Below are 16,826 nucleotides of genomic sequence, written 5' to 3'. Positions count from 1 at the left end.
ATTCATAGCTACATAATGTACTACTTGTGCGAATATGCACTATTTTTGTGCAGTATAGCACACTGAATTTATATTGTTAAAACCGGTATTTATTTAATAAACAATCAGTTATAACTTTGGCACAAGATTTGAATCTTATTATTAGAGTTTGCCGTAAAAGCCCCATCACTATTGATTATTCATAATAGGTTTAGTGGTAGTTACGGCTATTTCGTTGGCTACTTTGTTATGGCAGGTGAATAAGGCTGCACGACAAAATCCGGCAGAAGCAATTAAGAGTGAATAAGAACTACATAACTAACATAAACTTATGATATTACATTATTTGAAAGTTGCTCTACGAAATCTGTTGAAGTACAAGACTCACAGTTTCATTTCCGCCCTTTGCCTGGCAGTGGGAATCGTATGCTATACCATCGTATGCTTTTTCATGCAGGAGTGGACAAAACTTGAAAACTTACCTGACAGCGAGCGACGGATAAGAGTGCAGAAACAAAATTCTTTTTTTCGAACCAGTGAAGTAAAGCGACTGGAAGAGCAATCTATCAGTGGGTTAGAGTGCCTGACCATAGAATCTTTTTATATTTCAACGGAAATAGAAGTCATTGATAACGAACAACGTAACTTACCTTTTCTGATAGGTTGTAAAGGGATTAACAGTAACTTTTTCTCTTATAACAACAGAAAGTTGCTACATGGCAGTCGACTTCCCGAAGCACCGGATGAAGTGGTATTATCCCATAAATTTGCAAGCAAAGCGTACGGTACTGCAAATCCTATTGGGACAACCATACGCTTTAGTGACCCACAAAGTATAGCGGAAAATACAATACAAAGCTTTAAAGTCGTGAATGTAGTGGAAGATAATGGGCTACAAGACCCAAAGGTAGATTGTTATTTTTCCTATGAAATCATGTCTTATTATGCCCTGAGAGTATATGGCTATCTATCTCCTAAAACTGATTTGGAAACATTGAACAAGAGTCTGCAGTCCATAACGTGGCAGCAGAATGAAGATACAGTTCACCCTTACGCCATGTTCAGTGCGCGACAGGACAAAGAATTGGAAATTGTGCAATTATTGGTACTATTCATTGCCTCGCTTATCCTGATTTCAGGATTGATAAACTTTCTCAAATTCATTATTCAGATGTTCTATAACCGTCAGCGAGAGATAGCATTGCGGAAGTGCATGGGTTCGGAAATAAAAGGACTGTTCCTGCTTCTCTTCACTGAAATATTCTGGATGATATCCATCGCTTTTCTCTTGTCTCTGGGCGTGACGGAGATCATGATAAATCTTGCGGAAATATACATTCCGAGTCAGGATATGCCGGATTTGCCATTGTCGGCTATCTACATTGTACAGCTTCAGATATATATCGCACTTCTGGCAGTATGTACGCTGGCGATATGGTTTCCTATCCGTCGGTTACGGCAAGTGAGCATTATCAGCCAAATCAGCAGAAATCACAGTCGCCACATATTCCGTTCGGTCATGATGTGGTTACAACTGGGCATTGCCATATTCTTTGTGGGCAGCACGCTCGGTATTAATATGCTGTTGCACGAAACGTTCGGCCGGGCATATAGCCCGCTAACGTCTGAAGAAGAAGAAAATATCATTTCCTTAAAAGTGAACACCCAACGCATGCGGCAGAATATAAACCCTATATTGTCCGATATTCAGGCTCTGCCGGAGTGTATAGAGACACTGACTATGACAGGTGACTTGCAAATCGGAAGTCATTTTGTGCGTACCTACAAAAAAGCCGACCAATCGATGGTCAGTATTACTATAGCAGAGGGAACCCCGAGTTACTTTAAATTCCTGAACATCCCACTACAAGGAAAAGAAGTGGGTGGAGAGGCAGAAGGTACCGTTTATGTCAGTGAGGATTTCAGGCTGCAACTGGATAAGGACAGTGTGCAAGACAGGGTAGAGATTGAAGGTCAGAGTTACCGTATCATCGGTACCTTTAAGAAGCTCTATAAAGAAACCCAGGAAAGAACCATAGGTTCGGCGTTCTTCCCCAGTAACCGTTCCAGGTATTTCTACTTCAAACTGGCGCCGGGTACGGATGTTACCAAAAGTATACGCCGTATCACTGAGATCTGCCGTAACTACGTACCCACAACTTTACCTCTTGAAGTCCGTTCTTTGGCCGATAATAAACAAACCCTGATGGGATCGATGTATATGACACAAGTAGCGATGGCAATTCTGGCTATTGTAAGTATTCTATTGGTAATATTGAGCATCTATTCGGCCATCTCCATGGACACAGTCAGCCGACAGAAAGAAATAGCCATCCGTAAAATCAACGGAGCCACTCCGTGGATTATCGCCGGAATATTTGGTAAAGCTTATCTGGTGATTTTCCTGTTGGCATTTGCAGTTGCTTATCCGTTGGTACGACTGATGCTGCTATCAATAAACGATGACGTAGTGAAATGTATACAGGGATGGGATTGGGGCATAGTGATATTCTTCAGTGTAGCCCTGATGGTATTCCTTACTACAGCATACAAAATCTACCGGATCATGCATATCAATCCGGCCGAGATAATAAAAAACGAATAAACAATATTACTAATTTAAATTATCACCATTATGATTAAAACAGTAAACCTGCAAAAAATCTTCAAGACAGAAGAAGTGCAGACATGGGCCTTGAACAATGTAAATGTCGAAGTGAAAGAAGGTGAGTTCGTCGCAGTTATGGGACCTTCCGGTTGCGGCAAGTCCACATTACTGAATATCCTTGGTTTGCTTGATAACCCTTCGGGCGGAGAATACTACCTCAATGGAAAGGAAGTATCCAAATACACCGAAGCACAACGCACCAGCCTGCGTAAAGGTGTCATTGGTTTCGTATTCCAAAGCTTCAACCTGATTGACGAACTGAACGTATACGAAAACATCGAACTGCCGTTGCTCTACATGGGTATCCCTGCCGCCGAACGTAAACGCCGCGTGGAAACAGCTATGGAACGCATGGCAATTACGCACCGCAGCAAACACTTCCCGCAACAACTCTCCGGTGGTCAGCAACAACGTGTAGCCATCGCCCGTGCCGTGGTAGCCAATCCGAAGTTGATTCTTGCCGATGAACCTACCGGTAACCTGGACTCCAAGAACGGTAAAGAAGTAATGGAACTGCTGAGTGAACTGAACAAAGAAGGAACTACCATCGTGATGGTGACCCACTCACAGCACGATGCAGGCTATGCGGGACGCATCATTAATTTGTTCGACGGACAGGTGGTGACGGAGGTCAGTCTATAAATGCGCAGAGAGGTTGTGTTAATAGTAAAGTACACTATCTGAAAGGTGTTTTGAATTACCCGGAACTTCCGGTGCATGATTATTTTGTACTGAATAATATCTCTTTATTTTACATACCATTAGTTTAATCCTGTAGAGTTGGTCAACTGTCCGGTGGTAGCCGGTTAATTACTACGTAGTAGAGTGCAAACTACTTAGTAGTAGTTAGTCAATTACCTACTAATAGTTGATCAACTACTACTTAGTAGTTGGGTCATTACTACGTAGTAGTTTGCACACTACTACGTAGTAGTTCAAACAGCATTGGGAAACTCGTGCACCGAACATTTCGGGTAAGTGCAAATGACGTTTCAGGTGAATGCATCAGCCCTTCGGATGAGAGTACCGAACCTTTCAAGTGAGCCGATATTTTTCATCCGCAGATTTCGCAGATAACACAGATTAAGTTTTAAACAAATCTGCGTAATCCTGCGTAATCTGCGGATGAATGATAGTAGGCTTATACCTTTGGCGCAGCCTCACCTTATATATCTATGTCCGGATATAGAACAAATGGATTCTACTTCCGCGCCGCCACTGCCAGCAATACTCCCAGCACAATGCCCAGCACCGCCGCGAACAGTACGCGCATATCCGGTGGCAACATGAAAGTAATTGTATGTGCCGGATACCAGAAGAATGGAATGGTCTTCTTGAAAACAAAGTTCCACTGAGCATTCCAGTTCAGCCCCGTGAAAATCTTCGTCATAGGAATAGGGGTAATCAAACTCTTGGCAGAACCGCCGCACATCAGAATATGTGTGTCCGTAATCTTATGGAAAGTCATGAAAACCGGAGCAAAGATTGTGTTCATGGTTACGGATATAGCCAGCGCCACCCATACCTTATCAAGGGACATTGCATCACTTGCAAAAGTCGCGGTTGCGTTTGCCATCCCCATATATTCCATAAACTGCGGTACACCTTTGGAGAAGATAATCATGGCAGCATTGATACCCATACCGAGTATTCCCCATACCACCATTCGCGGAATGATACCAAACCCTTGCCTGTTATACACTCCTGCACTGATACGAAGCCCTAATACTTCACCCAATGTTGCCAGAATGGCAAATTTCAGGAAACTCATCACCATGCCGTGTTCAGCATTAAACGATTTGTACCAGTTATAAACGTCACTACTTACAAAGAACGGCAGGAAGACTACCACTACCAGAAGGATAAACAGAAAATCTTGCTTTTTCATTGAAATGATATGTTTTTCATTAATAATGCAGCAAACTTACTAAAAAAACTTTCAATTATAAAGCAATATGATAATAAAATAAGGAAAAATATGACTAACTTGTATTATTCATACTTTGCAGGTGATAAAGTATGCATAATGCAGATTAAAAACCTTTTGATTTGCTTTTGATTATGCATATTAACTTTTTGCTTATAAAATATGTATTTACATTGACTTTTTTATATAAAAATGTTTTTTTTCTATTCTTTTGATAAATAAATAGGGAAAACATAAACTTTATGTTTTTGATATTTCATACCTTTGCAGCGCAAATCTAAATGCAGGGAATTATGTATGTTCGGTTAGAAGACAAAAAATCGTTTTGCTCAAACAATCCGCCTTTTTTGATGTTAAAACTTTGTTTGCGTTTCATGTCTCATAGAGTAAGTACAGGACTTATGAATAATATAACAATAGGATGGAAGAATTGAAGCATGAATGTGGTGTCGCCATGATACGTCTGCTGAAACCTCTGGAATACTACGAACAGAAGTACGGCACATGGATGTACGGTTTGAACAAGCTCTATCTCTTGATGGAGAAACAACATAACCGCGGACAGGAAGGTGCCGGATTGGCATGTGTCAAGCTGGAAGCCAATCCCGGTGAAGAATATATGTTCCGCGAACGTGCACTCGGTTCGGGTGCCATAACTGAAATATTCAGTACAATACAAAGTAATTTTAAGGATCTGACTAAAGAACAACTGCACAATGCGGAGTATGCCAAGAAGTACCTGCCTTTTGCAGGAGAAATTTACATGGGACACCTGCGTTACTCCACGACCGGGAAAAGCGGTATCTCTTATGTACACCCTGTTTTGAGACGGAACAACTGGCGTGCCAAGAATCTCGCCATGTGCGGTAACTTCAACATGACGAACGTAGACGAAATATTCGCCCGTATCACAGCTATCGGCCAGCATCCGCGGAAGTATGCCGACACATATATTATGTTAGAGCAAGCAGGACACCGCCTTGACCGCGAAGTAGAGCGTCTCTTCAACCTTGCCGAGGCGGAAGGGTTGACAGGGATGGATGTGACTCACTACATTGAGGATCATATTGACCCGGCAAACGTTCTCCGCACTTCAAGCAAAGAATGGGACGGCGGATACGTGATATGCGGGCTTACCGGAAGCGGAGAGTCATTTGCCGTACGCGATCCGTGGGGTATCCGTCCTGCATTCTGGTATCAGGATGAAGAGATTGCAGTTCTTACCAGCGAACGTCCCGTGATACAGACTGCTTTCAATGTTCCCGTGGACAGTATCAAGGAATTGATGCCAGGACAGGCTTTACTGATAAACAAAGCGGGTAAGCTGCGCACTACACAAATTAATAAGGTGCAGAAAGTGAAACCTTGCTCTTTTGAACGTATCTACTTTTCACGAGGCAGTGATGTGGATATCTACAGGGAACGTAAACTGTTAGGTGAGAAACTTGTGCCTAACATTCTGAAAGCCATTAATCAGGATATTGACCACACCGTATTTTCTTTCATCCCGAATACGGCGGAAGTCGCCTACTATGGCATGCTTCAGGGATTGGATGATTACCTGAATGAAGAGAAGGTGCAACAGATTGCCGCCTTGGGACATAATCCCAATATGGAAGAGTTGGAGCGAATACTTTCTCGTCGTATTCGCAGTGAAAAGGTAGCTATCAAAGATATCAAACTACGCACATTCATAGCCGAAGGGAACAGTCGCAATGACCTGGCTGCCCACGTGTATGACATTACTTATGGCAGCCTTGTGCCGGGTGTGGACAATCTGGTTATCATTGACGACAGCATCGTGCGCGGAACAACGCTGAAGCAAAGTATCATCGGTATCTTAGACCGTCTTGGGCCAAAGAAGATTGTCATTGTCAGTTCTTCCCCGCAGGTGCGCTATCCCGATTATTACGGCATAGATATGGCGAAGATGAGCGAATTCATCGCATTCAAAGCTGCCATAGAATTGCTGAATGACCGCGGCATGAAAGATGTGATTGCCGCTGCCTACCGTAAGTCGAAAGGCCAGGTAGGGCTGCCGAAAGAACAGATGATGAATTATGTGAAAGAGATTTATGCCCCTTTCACCGATGAAGAAATTTCCGCCAAGATGGTGGAACTGCTGACACCTGCGGGAACAAAGGCTAAAGTAGAGATTGTCTACCAACCATTACAAGGATTGCATGAAGCATGCCCGAACCATAAGGGAGACTGGTACTTCAGCGGTGATTATCCCACTCCCGGCGGTGTGAAACTATTAAATAACGCATTCATTGATTATATAGAACAAGTCTATCAATTTAAATAAAATAGTGTTTAATGATAAGTAATTAGCTTTGTATTCTTAATTAATCACTCATCACTCATCACTAAACGCTAATCACTAACTAACATGAGAAATATAACTCTTATCCTTGACGACGGAAGCCGTTTTCACGGCAAATCGTTTGGTTACGAAAAACCGGTAACAGGAGAGGTAGTCTTCAATACAGCTATGACAGGATATCCTGAAAGCTTGACTGACCCTTCGTATGCCGGACAGTTGATGACACTCACTTATCCGATGGTAGGTAATTATGGTGTACCGCCTTTCTCCATTGAGCCGAATGGACTGGCTACTTTCATGGAGAGCGAACATATCCACGCCGAAGCTATCATTGTAAGTGATTACTCGGAAAACTTCAGTCACTGGAATGCCATGGAGAGCTTGAGCGACTGGTTGAAACGTGAGCATGTGCCGGGTATCACAGGTATTGATACCCGCGAACTGACGAAAGTACTGCGTGAACATGGTGTGATGATGGGGAGCATCGTCTTTGACGATACAGTTGAAAATGGAGAGCTGAAAGTTGGAAATTACGGTGATATCAACTATGTGGATAGGGTCAGTTGCAAAGAGATAATTTGTTATGCCGGAACGGAAAGCAGTAAGTTCTTAGTAGATACCCCCACGGCGCAGCTTAACAGTCAATTGTCGGCTGGCAATAGTCAGTTGAAGCGCGTAGTGCTTGTGGACTGTGGCGTCAAGACAAACATCATCCGCTGCCTGCTGAAACGCGGTGTGGAAGTTATCCGTGTACCTTGGGATTATGATTATAACAGTTTAGAATTCGACGGGCTTTTCATCAGCAACGGTCCCGGTGACCCGGATACTTGCGATCCTGCGGTACAGAATATCCGCAAGGCTATGATGAACGGGAAGTTGCCCATCTTTGGTATTTGTATGGGTAACCAACTGCTGGGCAAGGCAGGTGGGGCGAGAATATATAAATTAAAGTACGGTCATCGCAGTCATAACCAACCCGTGCGTATGGTGGGCACAGAGCGTTGCTTCATTACTTCGCAAAATCACGGTTATGCAGTAGATAATAATACGCTGACCGATGATTGGGAACCTCTGTTTATCAATATGAATGATGGGTCTAACGAGGGTATCAGGCATAAACGGAATCCCTGGTTCTCTGCACAGTTTCATCCGGAAGCTGCCAGTGGACCGACAGATACAGAGTTTCTGTTTGATGAGTTTGTGAAACTACTGTATCATTAGTGATTAAAGTTTAATGGTAAGTGATTAACGATTAGTGATTAATAAGAGTATCTCTATTCTCCTCCTCTTGGGAGGAGGGGTGCCCAGAGGGCGGGGTGGTAGGTGAAAAAAGAGTTCCTTAATCACTAATAACCTCTCATTTATAAAACTAATTTTAAACGTACAACAATAAGAGAAAACAAAATGAAAGAAAACAATATAAAGAAAGTCCTGTTGCTTGGTTCCGGTGCACTGAAAATAGGTGAAGCTGGAGAGTTCGATTACTCCGGCAGCCAAGCACTCAAAGCATTAAAGGAAGAAGGCATTTACACCGTTCTCATCAACCCTAATATTGCTACCGTACAAACTTCAGAAGGGGTTGCCGACCAGATTTACTTCCTGCCCGTTACCCCATATTTTGTGGAAAAAGTCATTGCAAAGGAGCAACCGGATGGCATTATGTTGGCTTTCGGCGGACAGACGGCATTAAATTGCGGAGTAGCCCTTTACAAAGATGGAATCTTTGATAAGTATGGCGTGAAAGTTCTCGGTACTCCCGTACAAGCCATCATAGATACGGAAGACCGTGAGATTTTTGTACATAAACTGAATGAAATCAATGTTAAGACGATCAAGAGCGAAGCTGTAGAGAATGCCGCGGATGCTCGCCGTGCAGCCGCTGATTTAGGTTATCCGGTCATTGTTCGCGCCGCTTATGCGCTCGGCGGATTGGGTTCCGGTTTCTGCGACAATGAAGAAGAACTGGATGTCCTGGTAGAGAAAGCCTTTTCTTTCTCTCCTCAAGTACTTGTTGAGAAGTCTTTGCGAGGCTGGAAAGAAATAGAGTATGAAGTTGTACGCGACCGTTTCGACAACTGTATCACTGTCTGTAACATGGAGAATTTCGACCCGTTGGGCATTCACACCGGGGAGTCAATCGTTATAGCTCCTTCACAGACACTTTCAAATACCGATTACCATAAGTTGCGCGAACTTGCCATTCGCATTATCCGTCACATCGGTATTGTGGGCGAGTGCAATGTACAGTATGCTTATGACCCTGAAAGTGAAGATTATAGGGTGATTGAAGTAAACGCCCGCCTCTCCCGTTCTTCGGCATTGGCTTCGAAAGCTACAGGATATCCGCTTGCCTTTGTTGCTGCCAAACTGGGGCTTGGTTATGGTTTGTTCGATTTAAAAAACTCCGTGACAAAGACAACAAGCGCCTTCTTTGAACCCGCACTGGACTATGTAGTCTGCAAGATCCCCCGTTGGGATTTGGGTAAATTTCATGGTGTAGATAAGGAACTTGGCTCCAGTATGAAGTCCGTGGGTGAAGTGATGGCTATCGGACGTACTTTTGAAGAAGCCGTTCAGAAAGGACTTCGTATGATAGGGCAAGGTATGCACGGCTTTGTGGAAAATAAGGAACTTGTTATCTCTGATATAGACAAAGCCTTGCGTGAGCCTACGGATAAGCGCATCTTCGTTATTTCTAAAGCATTCCGTGCCGGATATTCCGTGAACCAGGTACACGAACTGACCAGGATTGACAAGTGGTTCCTCGAAAAGCTGATGAACATCATGAACACAAGCAAGGAACTGGAACAATGGGGCAAGAACCACGAACCGATTTCCAACCTGCCTGTGGAATTGCTGAAGAAAGCGAAAGTACAAGGCTTCTCCGATTTCCAGATTGCGCGTGCTATCGGTTACGAGGGAGATATGGAAGATGGCATCCTTTATGTACGTAACCACCGTAAAACGATTGGTATCATTCCTGTGGTGAAGCAGATTGATACGCTTGCCGCCGAATATCCCGCACTGACCAATTATCTGTATCTGACGTACAGCGGCATAGCGCATGACGTTAATTATCTGGGCGACCGTAAATCTATTGTCGTACTCGGTTCCGGAGCTTACCGCATTGGTTCTTCCGTAGAGTTTGACTGGTGCGGCGTGCAGGCTCTGAACACCATTCGTAAAGAAGGTTACCGCAGTGTTATGATTAACTATAACCCCGAAACTGTATCTACCGACTACGACATGTGCGATCGTCTTTACTTTGACGAACTCACCTTCGAGCGCGTAATGGATATCCTTGAACTGGAGAACCCGTACGGTGTCATTGTTTCTACCGGCGGTCAGATTCCGAATAACCTTGCCTTGCGCCTTGACGCCGAGAACGTACCTATTCTCGGAACTTCCGCCAAGAGCATTGATAATGCCGAAGACCGCGAAAAGTTTTCGGCTATGTTGGACTGCATCGGTGTAGACCAGCCTCGCTGGCGCGAACTTACGAGCATGGACGACATCAACGAATTTGTGGACGAAGTAGGCTTCCCGGTTCTGGTGCGTCCGTCTTACGTACTCTCGGGTGCTGCTATGAATGTTTGCTCCAATATGGAGGAATTGGAACGTTTCTTGAAACTTGCGGCGAATGTATCGAAGAAGCATCCGGTGGTTGTCAGCCAGTTTATTGAACATGCCAAGGAAGTGGAAATGGATGCGGTGGCGCAGAATGGCGAAATTGTTGCTTATGCTATCTCCGAACATATTGAATTTGCCGGCGTACATTCCGGTGACGCTACCATTCAGTTTCCACCGCAGAAACTTTATGTAGAGACAGTGCGCCGCATCAAACGTATCAGTCGCGAGATTGCGCGTGAACTGAACATCTCCGGTCCATTCAACATCCAATACCTGGCACGCGAGAATGATATCAAGGTTATTGAGTGTAACCTGCGCGCTTCGCGTAGCTTCCCGTTTGTAAGTAAGGTTTTGAAAATTAATCTTATCGAGTTGGCTACGAAAGTCATGCTGGGTCTTCCGGTGGAAAAGCCAAACAAGAACTTATTTGAATTGGACTATGTCGGTATCAAGGCGAGCCAGTTCTCTTTCAACCGTTTGCAAAAGGCAGACCCTGTGCTGGGAGTGGACATGGCTTCTACGGGTGAAGTAGGTTGTATTGGAAACGATACGACTTGTGCCGTGTTGAAAGCGATGCTTTCTGTGGGGTATCGCATACCGGAGAAGAATATTCTTCTTTCTACAGGTACACCAAAACAGAAGGTGGAAATGCTTTCCGCTGCCCGTTTGCTCCGGCAGAAGGGGTACAAACTCTTTGCAACAAGCGGCACCAGCAAATTCCTTGCGGAGAATGGAGTGGAGAACACGCAGGTCTACTGGCCCAGCGAAGCAGACAGGCAACCTCAGGCTCTGGATATGTTGCATAACAGGGAGATTGACATGGTTGTGAACATTCCGAAGAATCTCACTGTCGGTGAATTAAGTAACGGCTATAAAATCCGGCGTGCCGCCATTGACCTGAACATTCCGTTGATTACAAATGCCCGTCTGGCAAGTGTGTTCATCAATGCTTTCTGTACAATGACGTTGGATGATTTGGCTATTAAGTCATGGGCAGAGTATAAATAACTTGCATTTACTTGGTATTTACCACAGGATGTAAACGCATTTACTGTAGTTGGGAGAAAATGTATGTAGTATTGGGACTGATTTATTCGTATAAGGACTGTCCTTAACCCATATATAGGGAACGAAATAAGATGTAGTCGAGAATTAGAGGAATATGTTGCATAACATATTCCTCTTTTCTTCTGATATCAAATAAATAGTCTTACTTTGTATCAGCACAGTTCAGCATAGATGGCAGTGCTATTCTTGTGATGAATAGGGCAGTATTCATACTTTAGATTAAGCTTGATACACGTGATATGAAAACGATTTTCGGTCAACAAACAACGAAGGTAAAGCAATTGGCGGATCTTATCTGCCAGGATATTTCCATGGGGCGTTATAAGACAGATACCTCATTACCTTCCATTAATCAGTTGAGCCACGATTATAAGGTTTCCCGCGATACGGTTTTCAAAGCATTCATCGATCTGAAAGAGAGGGGAATTATAGACTCCACACCCGGTAAAGGTTATTATGTAGTCAACCGCCAGAAAAATATCCTGTTCCTGCTTGATGAATATTCGCCTTTTAAAGACACATTGTACAACAGCTTTGTGAAGCGTCTCTCCTCCCAATATAAAGTCGACCTGTGGTTCCATCAATATAATGAGACGTTGTTCAATGCTCTTCTCCGCGATTCCATCGGACGGTATAACAGGTATGTCGTGATGAACTTCGACAATGAGAAATTCTCACCTTATTTATATAAGATAGAATCCTCCCGTTTGCTGCTGCTCGACTTCGGGCAGTTCGACAAGAAGGATTATTCATACATCTGCCAGGATTTCGGCGAAGCGTTCTACAGTGCCATGTCTCAACTATCCGGCAGACTGGAGCGCTATCGCAAACTTATCCTGTTTTTGCCGAAAGAGAGCAAGCATCCCAAAGAAACATGCGATTACTTCAAGAAATACTGCGCCGTTCACCATCTGGACTGTGCCGTAATAGAAAACATGGACGAGCAAGAAGTACATGCAGGAGAAGTCTATATTGCTATTCGCCAGATAGATGTGGTGGAGATTGTGAAGAAAAGCCGTGAAGCCGGGTTGACGTGTGGCGTGGATTTCGGTCTGATAGCCTATAATGATACTCCTGCTTACGAAGTGATTGATAAAGGAATTACAGCCATGAGTGTGGACTGGAAGAAGATGGGCGCAATGACGGCGGAGTTTATACTGACCGGTAAGCCTGTGCAGGTCTATCTGCCCACGGATATTCATTTACGAAGCTCTCTGTAGCTTTTTTATGGAGTAGTTTCAGCATAGTTCAGCATAGATATTTTTATTAACTAAATAACAAACAGCATGAAAAAGTATCCAAAAATCGGAATTCGTCCCACTATCGATGGTCGTCAGGGAGGCGTACGTGAAAGCCTTGAAGAAAAGACAATGAATCTGGCTAAAGCAGTAGCTGAGTTAATTACCGGCAATTTGAAGAACGGTGATGGAAGCCCTGTAGAGTGTGTAATTGCAGACAGCACTATCGGTCGTGTAGCCGAAAGCGCCGCTTGTGCCGAGAAGTTTGAACGTGAAGGTGTAGGTTCTACCATTTCCGTAACATCATGTTGGTGCTATGGCGCCGAAACGATGGACATGAATCCGTATTACCCGAAAGCCGTTTGGGGATTTAATGGAACGGAACGTCCGGGAGCAGTGTATCTGGCAGCAGTGTTGGCAGGACATGCGCAGAAAGGTCTGCCTGCATTCGGTATCTATGGACGCGATGTGCAGGATTTGGATGATAATTCTATCCCTGCCGATGTTGCCGAAAAACTTTTGCGTTTCGCACGTGCCGCACAGGCAGTAGCAACGATGAGAGGCAAATCTTACCTGTCGATGGGTAGTGTATCTATGGGTATTGCAGGTTCTATCGTTAATCCTGACTTTTTCCAGGAATATCTGGGTATCCGTTGCGAATCAGTGGATTTAACGGAAATCATCCGCCGCATGACCGAAGGCATCTATGATAAGGAAGAGTTTGCCAAAGCTATGGCTTGGACGGAAAAGTATTGCAAGAAGAATGAAGGTGAAGACTTTAATTGGCCTGCAAAGATTAAAACCCGTGAGCAAAAGGACGAAGACTGGGAGTTCATTGTGAAGATGACTATCATCATGCGCGACTTGATGCAAGGTAATCCGAAATTGCTTGAAATGGGCTTTAAGGAAGAAGCAATCGGGCACAACGCCATTGTTGCCGGCTTCCAGGGACAACGCCAGTGGACGGATTTCTATCCGAACGGTGACTATTCCGAAGCTTTACTCAACTCCTCATTCGACTGGAACGGTATTCGTGAGGCTTATGTAGTTGCAACGGAGAATGACGCTTGCAATGGTGTAGCCATGCTGTTCGGACATTTACTGACGAATCGTGCTCAAATCTTCTCGGATGTACGGACATACTGGAGTCCTGAAGCTGTGAAACGTGTGACAGGTAAGGAACTCACAGGTATGGCGGCTAATGGTATTATTCACCTGATTAACTCCGGAGCTACCACCGTGGATGGTACGGGACGGCAAACCGACGCACAAGGTGAGCCTGTGATGAAGCCTTATTGGGAAATCTCGGAAGAAGAAATGGAGAAATGTCTTGAAGCAACTACCTGGTATCCGGCTAACCGTGATTATTTCCGTGGCGGTGGATTCTCTTCCAACTTCTTATCCAAAGGCGGTATGCCTGTAACGATGAGCCGTTTGAATCTTATAAAAGGCCTTGGTCCGGTGCTTCAGATTGCTGAGGGATGGACGGTAGAAATAGATCCTGAAGTTCATAAATTGCTGGATGAACGCACAGACCGTACCTGGCCTACTACTTGGTTTGTTCCTCGCCTTTGCGATAAACCGGCATTCGAAGATGTATATTCGGTGATGAACAACTGGGGAGCTAATCATGGAGCAGTCAGCTATGGACATATCGGTCAGGATTTGATTACACTGGCATCCATGCTTCGTATTCCTGTTTGCATGCACAATGTGGATGAGAACAAGATTTTCCGTCCTGCCGCATGGAATGCATTTGGCATGGATAAGGAAGGAGCTGATTACAGGGCTTGTACGACTTATGGAGCTATTTATAAGTAAGTGTTATTTTGTTCTATAAATGAAATCTATTAATCAAACAGAAATTATGATAACCAACGAACAGATAGAACAGTTTATTGCCCAGGCGCACCGCGTAGGAGATGCCGGATTAACTATTTGTAGTAGCGGTAACCTGTCTTGGCGCATCGGTGATGAAGTGTTAGTTTCCGGAACAGGTTCATGGGTGCCTTCCTTGCCTAAGGAAAAAGTATCCGTATGCCGCCTTTCTACAGGAGAAGTACTGAACGGAGTGAAACCTTCCATGGAGAGTGGCTTCCACTTCGGCGTGCTGCGTGAGCGTCCGGATGTGGATGTAGTGCTGCATTTTCAATCTCATTATGCCACTGCTGTGGCTTGCATGAAGAACCGGCCTGCAAATTTCAACGTAACGGCAGAAATTCCTTGCCATGTAGGGAGTGAAATTCCGGTAGTACCTTATTTTCGTCCCGGCTCAAAGGAATTGGCGCAAGGAGTGATTGATGCTTTAAAAGAGCACAACTCTGTCCTGTTGCTGAAACACGGGCAGGTGGTATGCGGCAAAGATTTCGACCAGGCTTTTGAACGCGCCATGTTCTTTGAAATGGCGTGCCGCATCATCATACAATCCGGAGGAGACTATACGGTACTTACTCCGGAAGAAATTGACGACCTTGAAACTTATATTTTAGGGAAGAAGACAAAATGATGAATACCTATCTGGCAGTAGATTTTGGAGGTGGAAGCGGCCGCGTTATGGCCGGTTCCATCTGCCAAGGTGCTCTGAAACTGGAAGAAGTGTACCGTTTCCCCAATCATCAGGTACGGATGGGAAACCATGTATATTGGGATTTCCTTGCCTTGTTCGAGGAGATGAAGAACGGACTTCGGCAGGCTGTGCGCAAGGGATATCATATCAAGAGTATAGGCATTGACACCTGGGGCGTGGACTTTGGGCTGATTGACAGGAATGGTAATTTACTGGGGAATCCTGTATGTTACCGGGATTCGCGGACAGATGGTTTGCCGGAAAAGTTCTTTGATATAGAAACAAACGCTCTTTCACAACATTATTCAACGGTTGGAATACAAGTGATGGCTATTAACACGCTTTTTCAGCTATATAGCATGAAAATGCGGAATGATGTACAGTTGGAAGTGGCAGACAGGCTTCTGTTTATGCCCGACCTTTTCAGTTACTTCCTAACCGGAGTGGCAAACAATGAATATTGCATTGCTTCCACATCGGAATTGCTTGATGCCTGCAGCCGGAATTGGAACAGTGACTTGATTCGCCGGTTGGGAGTGCCTGAGCATCTCTTTGGTGATATCATAATGCCGGGTAGTGTTCGTGGTAAGCTGAAGAAGGAGATAGCCGAGGAAATTGGGCTTAAGGAAGAAGTGGATGTCATAGCTGTAGGCTCTCACGATACGGCAAGTGCGGTATTTGCTGTTCCCACGGCGAAAGCTGACAGGTCGCGTTGCGCTTTCCTTAGTTCGGGTACGTGGTCGCTCCTGGGAGTGGAACTGGATGAACCGATCCTTACGGAAGAAGCTCGTCTGAGCGGTTTCACCAATGAGGGTGGGGTAGGCGGTAAAATACGTTTCCTGCAAAACATCACCGGACTCTGGATATTGCAGCGTCTCATAGCTCAATGGAAAGAACAAGGCGGGGAGTGTGCATACGATGTCTTGCTCCCGGCAGCCGAATATGAGGAGATTTCTTCTGTGATAGATGTAGACGACAAAAGGTTTCAGAACCCTGCGGATATGGAAGTTGCCATAGCGGATTATTGCCGTGAACATCAATTGCCGGTTCCTGCAACCCGGGGAGAGTACGTGCGTTGTGTGCTTCAATCATTAGCCCAACGCTATAAGCAGGCAATTGACAAGCTGAATGTACTTCTTCCGGCTCCGGTAGAACAGTTGAATATTATCGGTGGCGGATGCCGTAACGCATTGCTGAACAAGCTTACGGAAAACGCTTTGGGAATACCTGTCGTTGCCGGCCCTGTGGAAGCTACCGCTATCGGAAATATACTGGTACAGGCTATTGCAAAAGGAGAAATCAGCAGCAGGGAGGAGATAAAGGAATATAGTTAGCTTGTATCGCATGAATGCTACAATGATAATTTATTAGCAATTAAGTAGCTGTTCATAATTAGTTCATACTATCATTTTTTAGACGCGGAT

The 16,826-nt window shown here is 44.6% G+C and carries 10 protein-coding genes; 9 read left to right on the top strand and 1 reads right to left on the bottom strand.

The window, feature by feature from the left end; translation table 11 throughout:
- Positions 1-310: 310 nt before the first annotated feature.
- Both B2Z67_RS08430 and B2Z67_RS08425 read left to right on the top strand, forming a co-directional pair.
- Positions 311-2,584, top strand: coding sequence for an ABC transporter permease (locus tag B2Z67_RS08430; RefSeq protein WP_291529381.1), 2,274 nt, complete (start codon positions 311-313; stop codon positions 2,582-2,584).
- Positions 2,585-2,614: 30 nt separating this feature from the next.
- Positions 2,615-3,289, top strand: a complete 675-nt coding sequence (locus tag B2Z67_RS08425) for an ABC transporter ATP-binding protein (protein WP_291529380.1) — start codon at positions 2,615-2,617, stop codon at positions 3,287-3,289.
- Positions 3,290-3,848: 559 nt separating this feature from the next.
- Here B2Z67_RS08425 and B2Z67_RS08420 read toward each other — a convergent pair.
- Positions 3,849-4,535, bottom strand: a complete 687-nt coding sequence (locus tag B2Z67_RS08420; protein ID WP_291529379.1) for a hypothetical protein — start codon at positions 4,533-4,535, stop codon at positions 3,849-3,851.
- A gap of 460 nt (positions 4,536-4,995) precedes the next feature.
- Between B2Z67_RS08420 and B2Z67_RS08415 the strand changes: the two genes are divergently transcribed.
- The 7 genes from B2Z67_RS08415 to B2Z67_RS08385 all read left to right on the top strand — a co-directional run bounded on the left by B2Z67_RS08415 (position 4,996) and on the right by B2Z67_RS08385 (position 16,736).
- Entirely contained in the window at positions 4,996-6,882 is a 1,887-nt protein-coding gene (locus tag B2Z67_RS08415) for an amidophosphoribosyltransferase (RefSeq protein WP_291529378.1), read from the top strand.
- An 84-nt stretch (positions 6,883-6,966) separates the two neighbouring features.
- A complete protein-coding gene (carA, locus tag B2Z67_RS08410) occupies positions 6,967-8,121 on the top strand; it encodes a glutamine-hydrolyzing carbamoyl-phosphate synthase small subunit (RefSeq protein WP_291529377.1) in 1,155 nt (384 codons plus the stop codon).
- Positions 8,122-8,304: 183 nt separating this feature from the next.
- Entirely contained in the window at positions 8,305-11,538 is a 3,234-nt protein-coding gene (gene carB, locus B2Z67_RS08405; protein WP_291529376.1) for a carbamoyl-phosphate synthase (glutamine-hydrolyzing) large subunit, read from the top strand.
- A gap of 299 nt (positions 11,539-11,837) precedes the next feature.
- On the top strand, positions 11,838-12,818 hold the full coding sequence (locus B2Z67_RS08400) for a GntR family transcriptional regulator (protein WP_291529375.1): 981 nt from the start codon (positions 11,838-11,840) through the stop codon (positions 12,816-12,818).
- Positions 12,819-12,884: 66 nt separating this feature from the next.
- Positions 12,885-14,657 carry an L-fucose isomerase gene (gene fucI / locus B2Z67_RS08395; RefSeq protein WP_291529374.1) on the top strand — a complete coding sequence of 591 codons (1,773 nt, stop codon included), beginning with the start codon at positions 12,885-12,887 and terminating at the stop codon, positions 14,655-14,657.
- Between the two features lie 46 nt (positions 14,658-14,703).
- Positions 14,704-15,342: a class II aldolase/adducin family protein gene (locus B2Z67_RS08390; protein ID WP_291529373.1), complete on the top strand. Its 639-nt coding sequence runs from the start codon at positions 14,704-14,706 to the stop codon at positions 15,340-15,342.
- Positions 15,342-16,736 carry a rhamnulokinase gene (locus B2Z67_RS08385; RefSeq protein WP_291529389.1) on the top strand — a complete coding sequence of 465 codons (1,395 nt, stop codon included), beginning with the start codon at positions 15,342-15,344 and terminating at the stop codon, positions 16,734-16,736. Before B2Z67_RS08390 ends, B2Z67_RS08385 begins: the two co-directional genes overlap by 1 nt.
- Positions 16,737-16,826 lie beyond the last annotated feature (90 nt).

This window comes from Bacteroides sp. UBA939 (assembly GCF_002293435.1).
Taxonomy (GTDB): Bacteria; Bacteroidota; Bacteroidia; order Bacteroidales; family Bacteroidaceae; genus Bacteroides.
The sequence above is the reverse complement of the archived record's forward strand: the minus strand, read 5'-3'. Positions and strand labels throughout refer to the sequence as shown.

Excerpts from the sequence above, each read along its gene's own strand:
- B2Z67_RS08400 (WP_291529375.1), top strand. The coding sequence starts at position 11,838 with ATGAAAACGATTTTCGGTCAACAAACAACGAAGGTAAAGCAATTGGCG.
- fucI (WP_291529374.1), top strand. The coding sequence starts at position 12,885 with ATGAAAAAGTATCCAAAAATCGGAATTCGTCCCACTATCGATGGTCGT.
- B2Z67_RS08385 (WP_291529389.1), top strand. The coding sequence starts at position 15,342 with ATGAATACCTATCTGGCAGTAGATTTTGGAGGTGGAAGCGGCCGCGTT.
- carA (WP_291529377.1), top strand. The coding sequence starts at position 6,967 with ATGAGAAATATAACTCTTATCCTTGACGACGGAAGCCGTTTTCACGGC.
- B2Z67_RS08415 (WP_291529378.1), top strand. The coding sequence starts at position 4,996 with ATGGAAGAATTGAAGCATGAATGTGGTGTCGCCATGATACGTCTGCTG.
- B2Z67_RS08430 (WP_291529381.1), top strand. The coding sequence starts at position 311 with ATGATATTACATTATTTGAAAGTTGCTCTACGAAATCTGTTGAAGTAC.
- B2Z67_RS08390 (WP_291529373.1), top strand. The coding sequence starts at position 14,704 with ATGATAACCAACGAACAGATAGAACAGTTTATTGCCCAGGCGCACCGC.
- carB (WP_291529376.1), top strand. The coding sequence starts at position 8,305 with ATGAAAGAAAACAATATAAAGAAAGTCCTGTTGCTTGGTTCCGGTGCA.
- B2Z67_RS08420 (WP_291529379.1), bottom strand. The coding sequence starts at position 4,535 with ATGAAAAAGCAAGATTTTCTGTTTATCCTTCTGGTAGTGGTAGTCTTC.
- B2Z67_RS08425 (WP_291529380.1), top strand. The coding sequence starts at position 2,615 with ATGATTAAAACAGTAAACCTGCAAAAAATCTTCAAGACAGAAGAAGTG.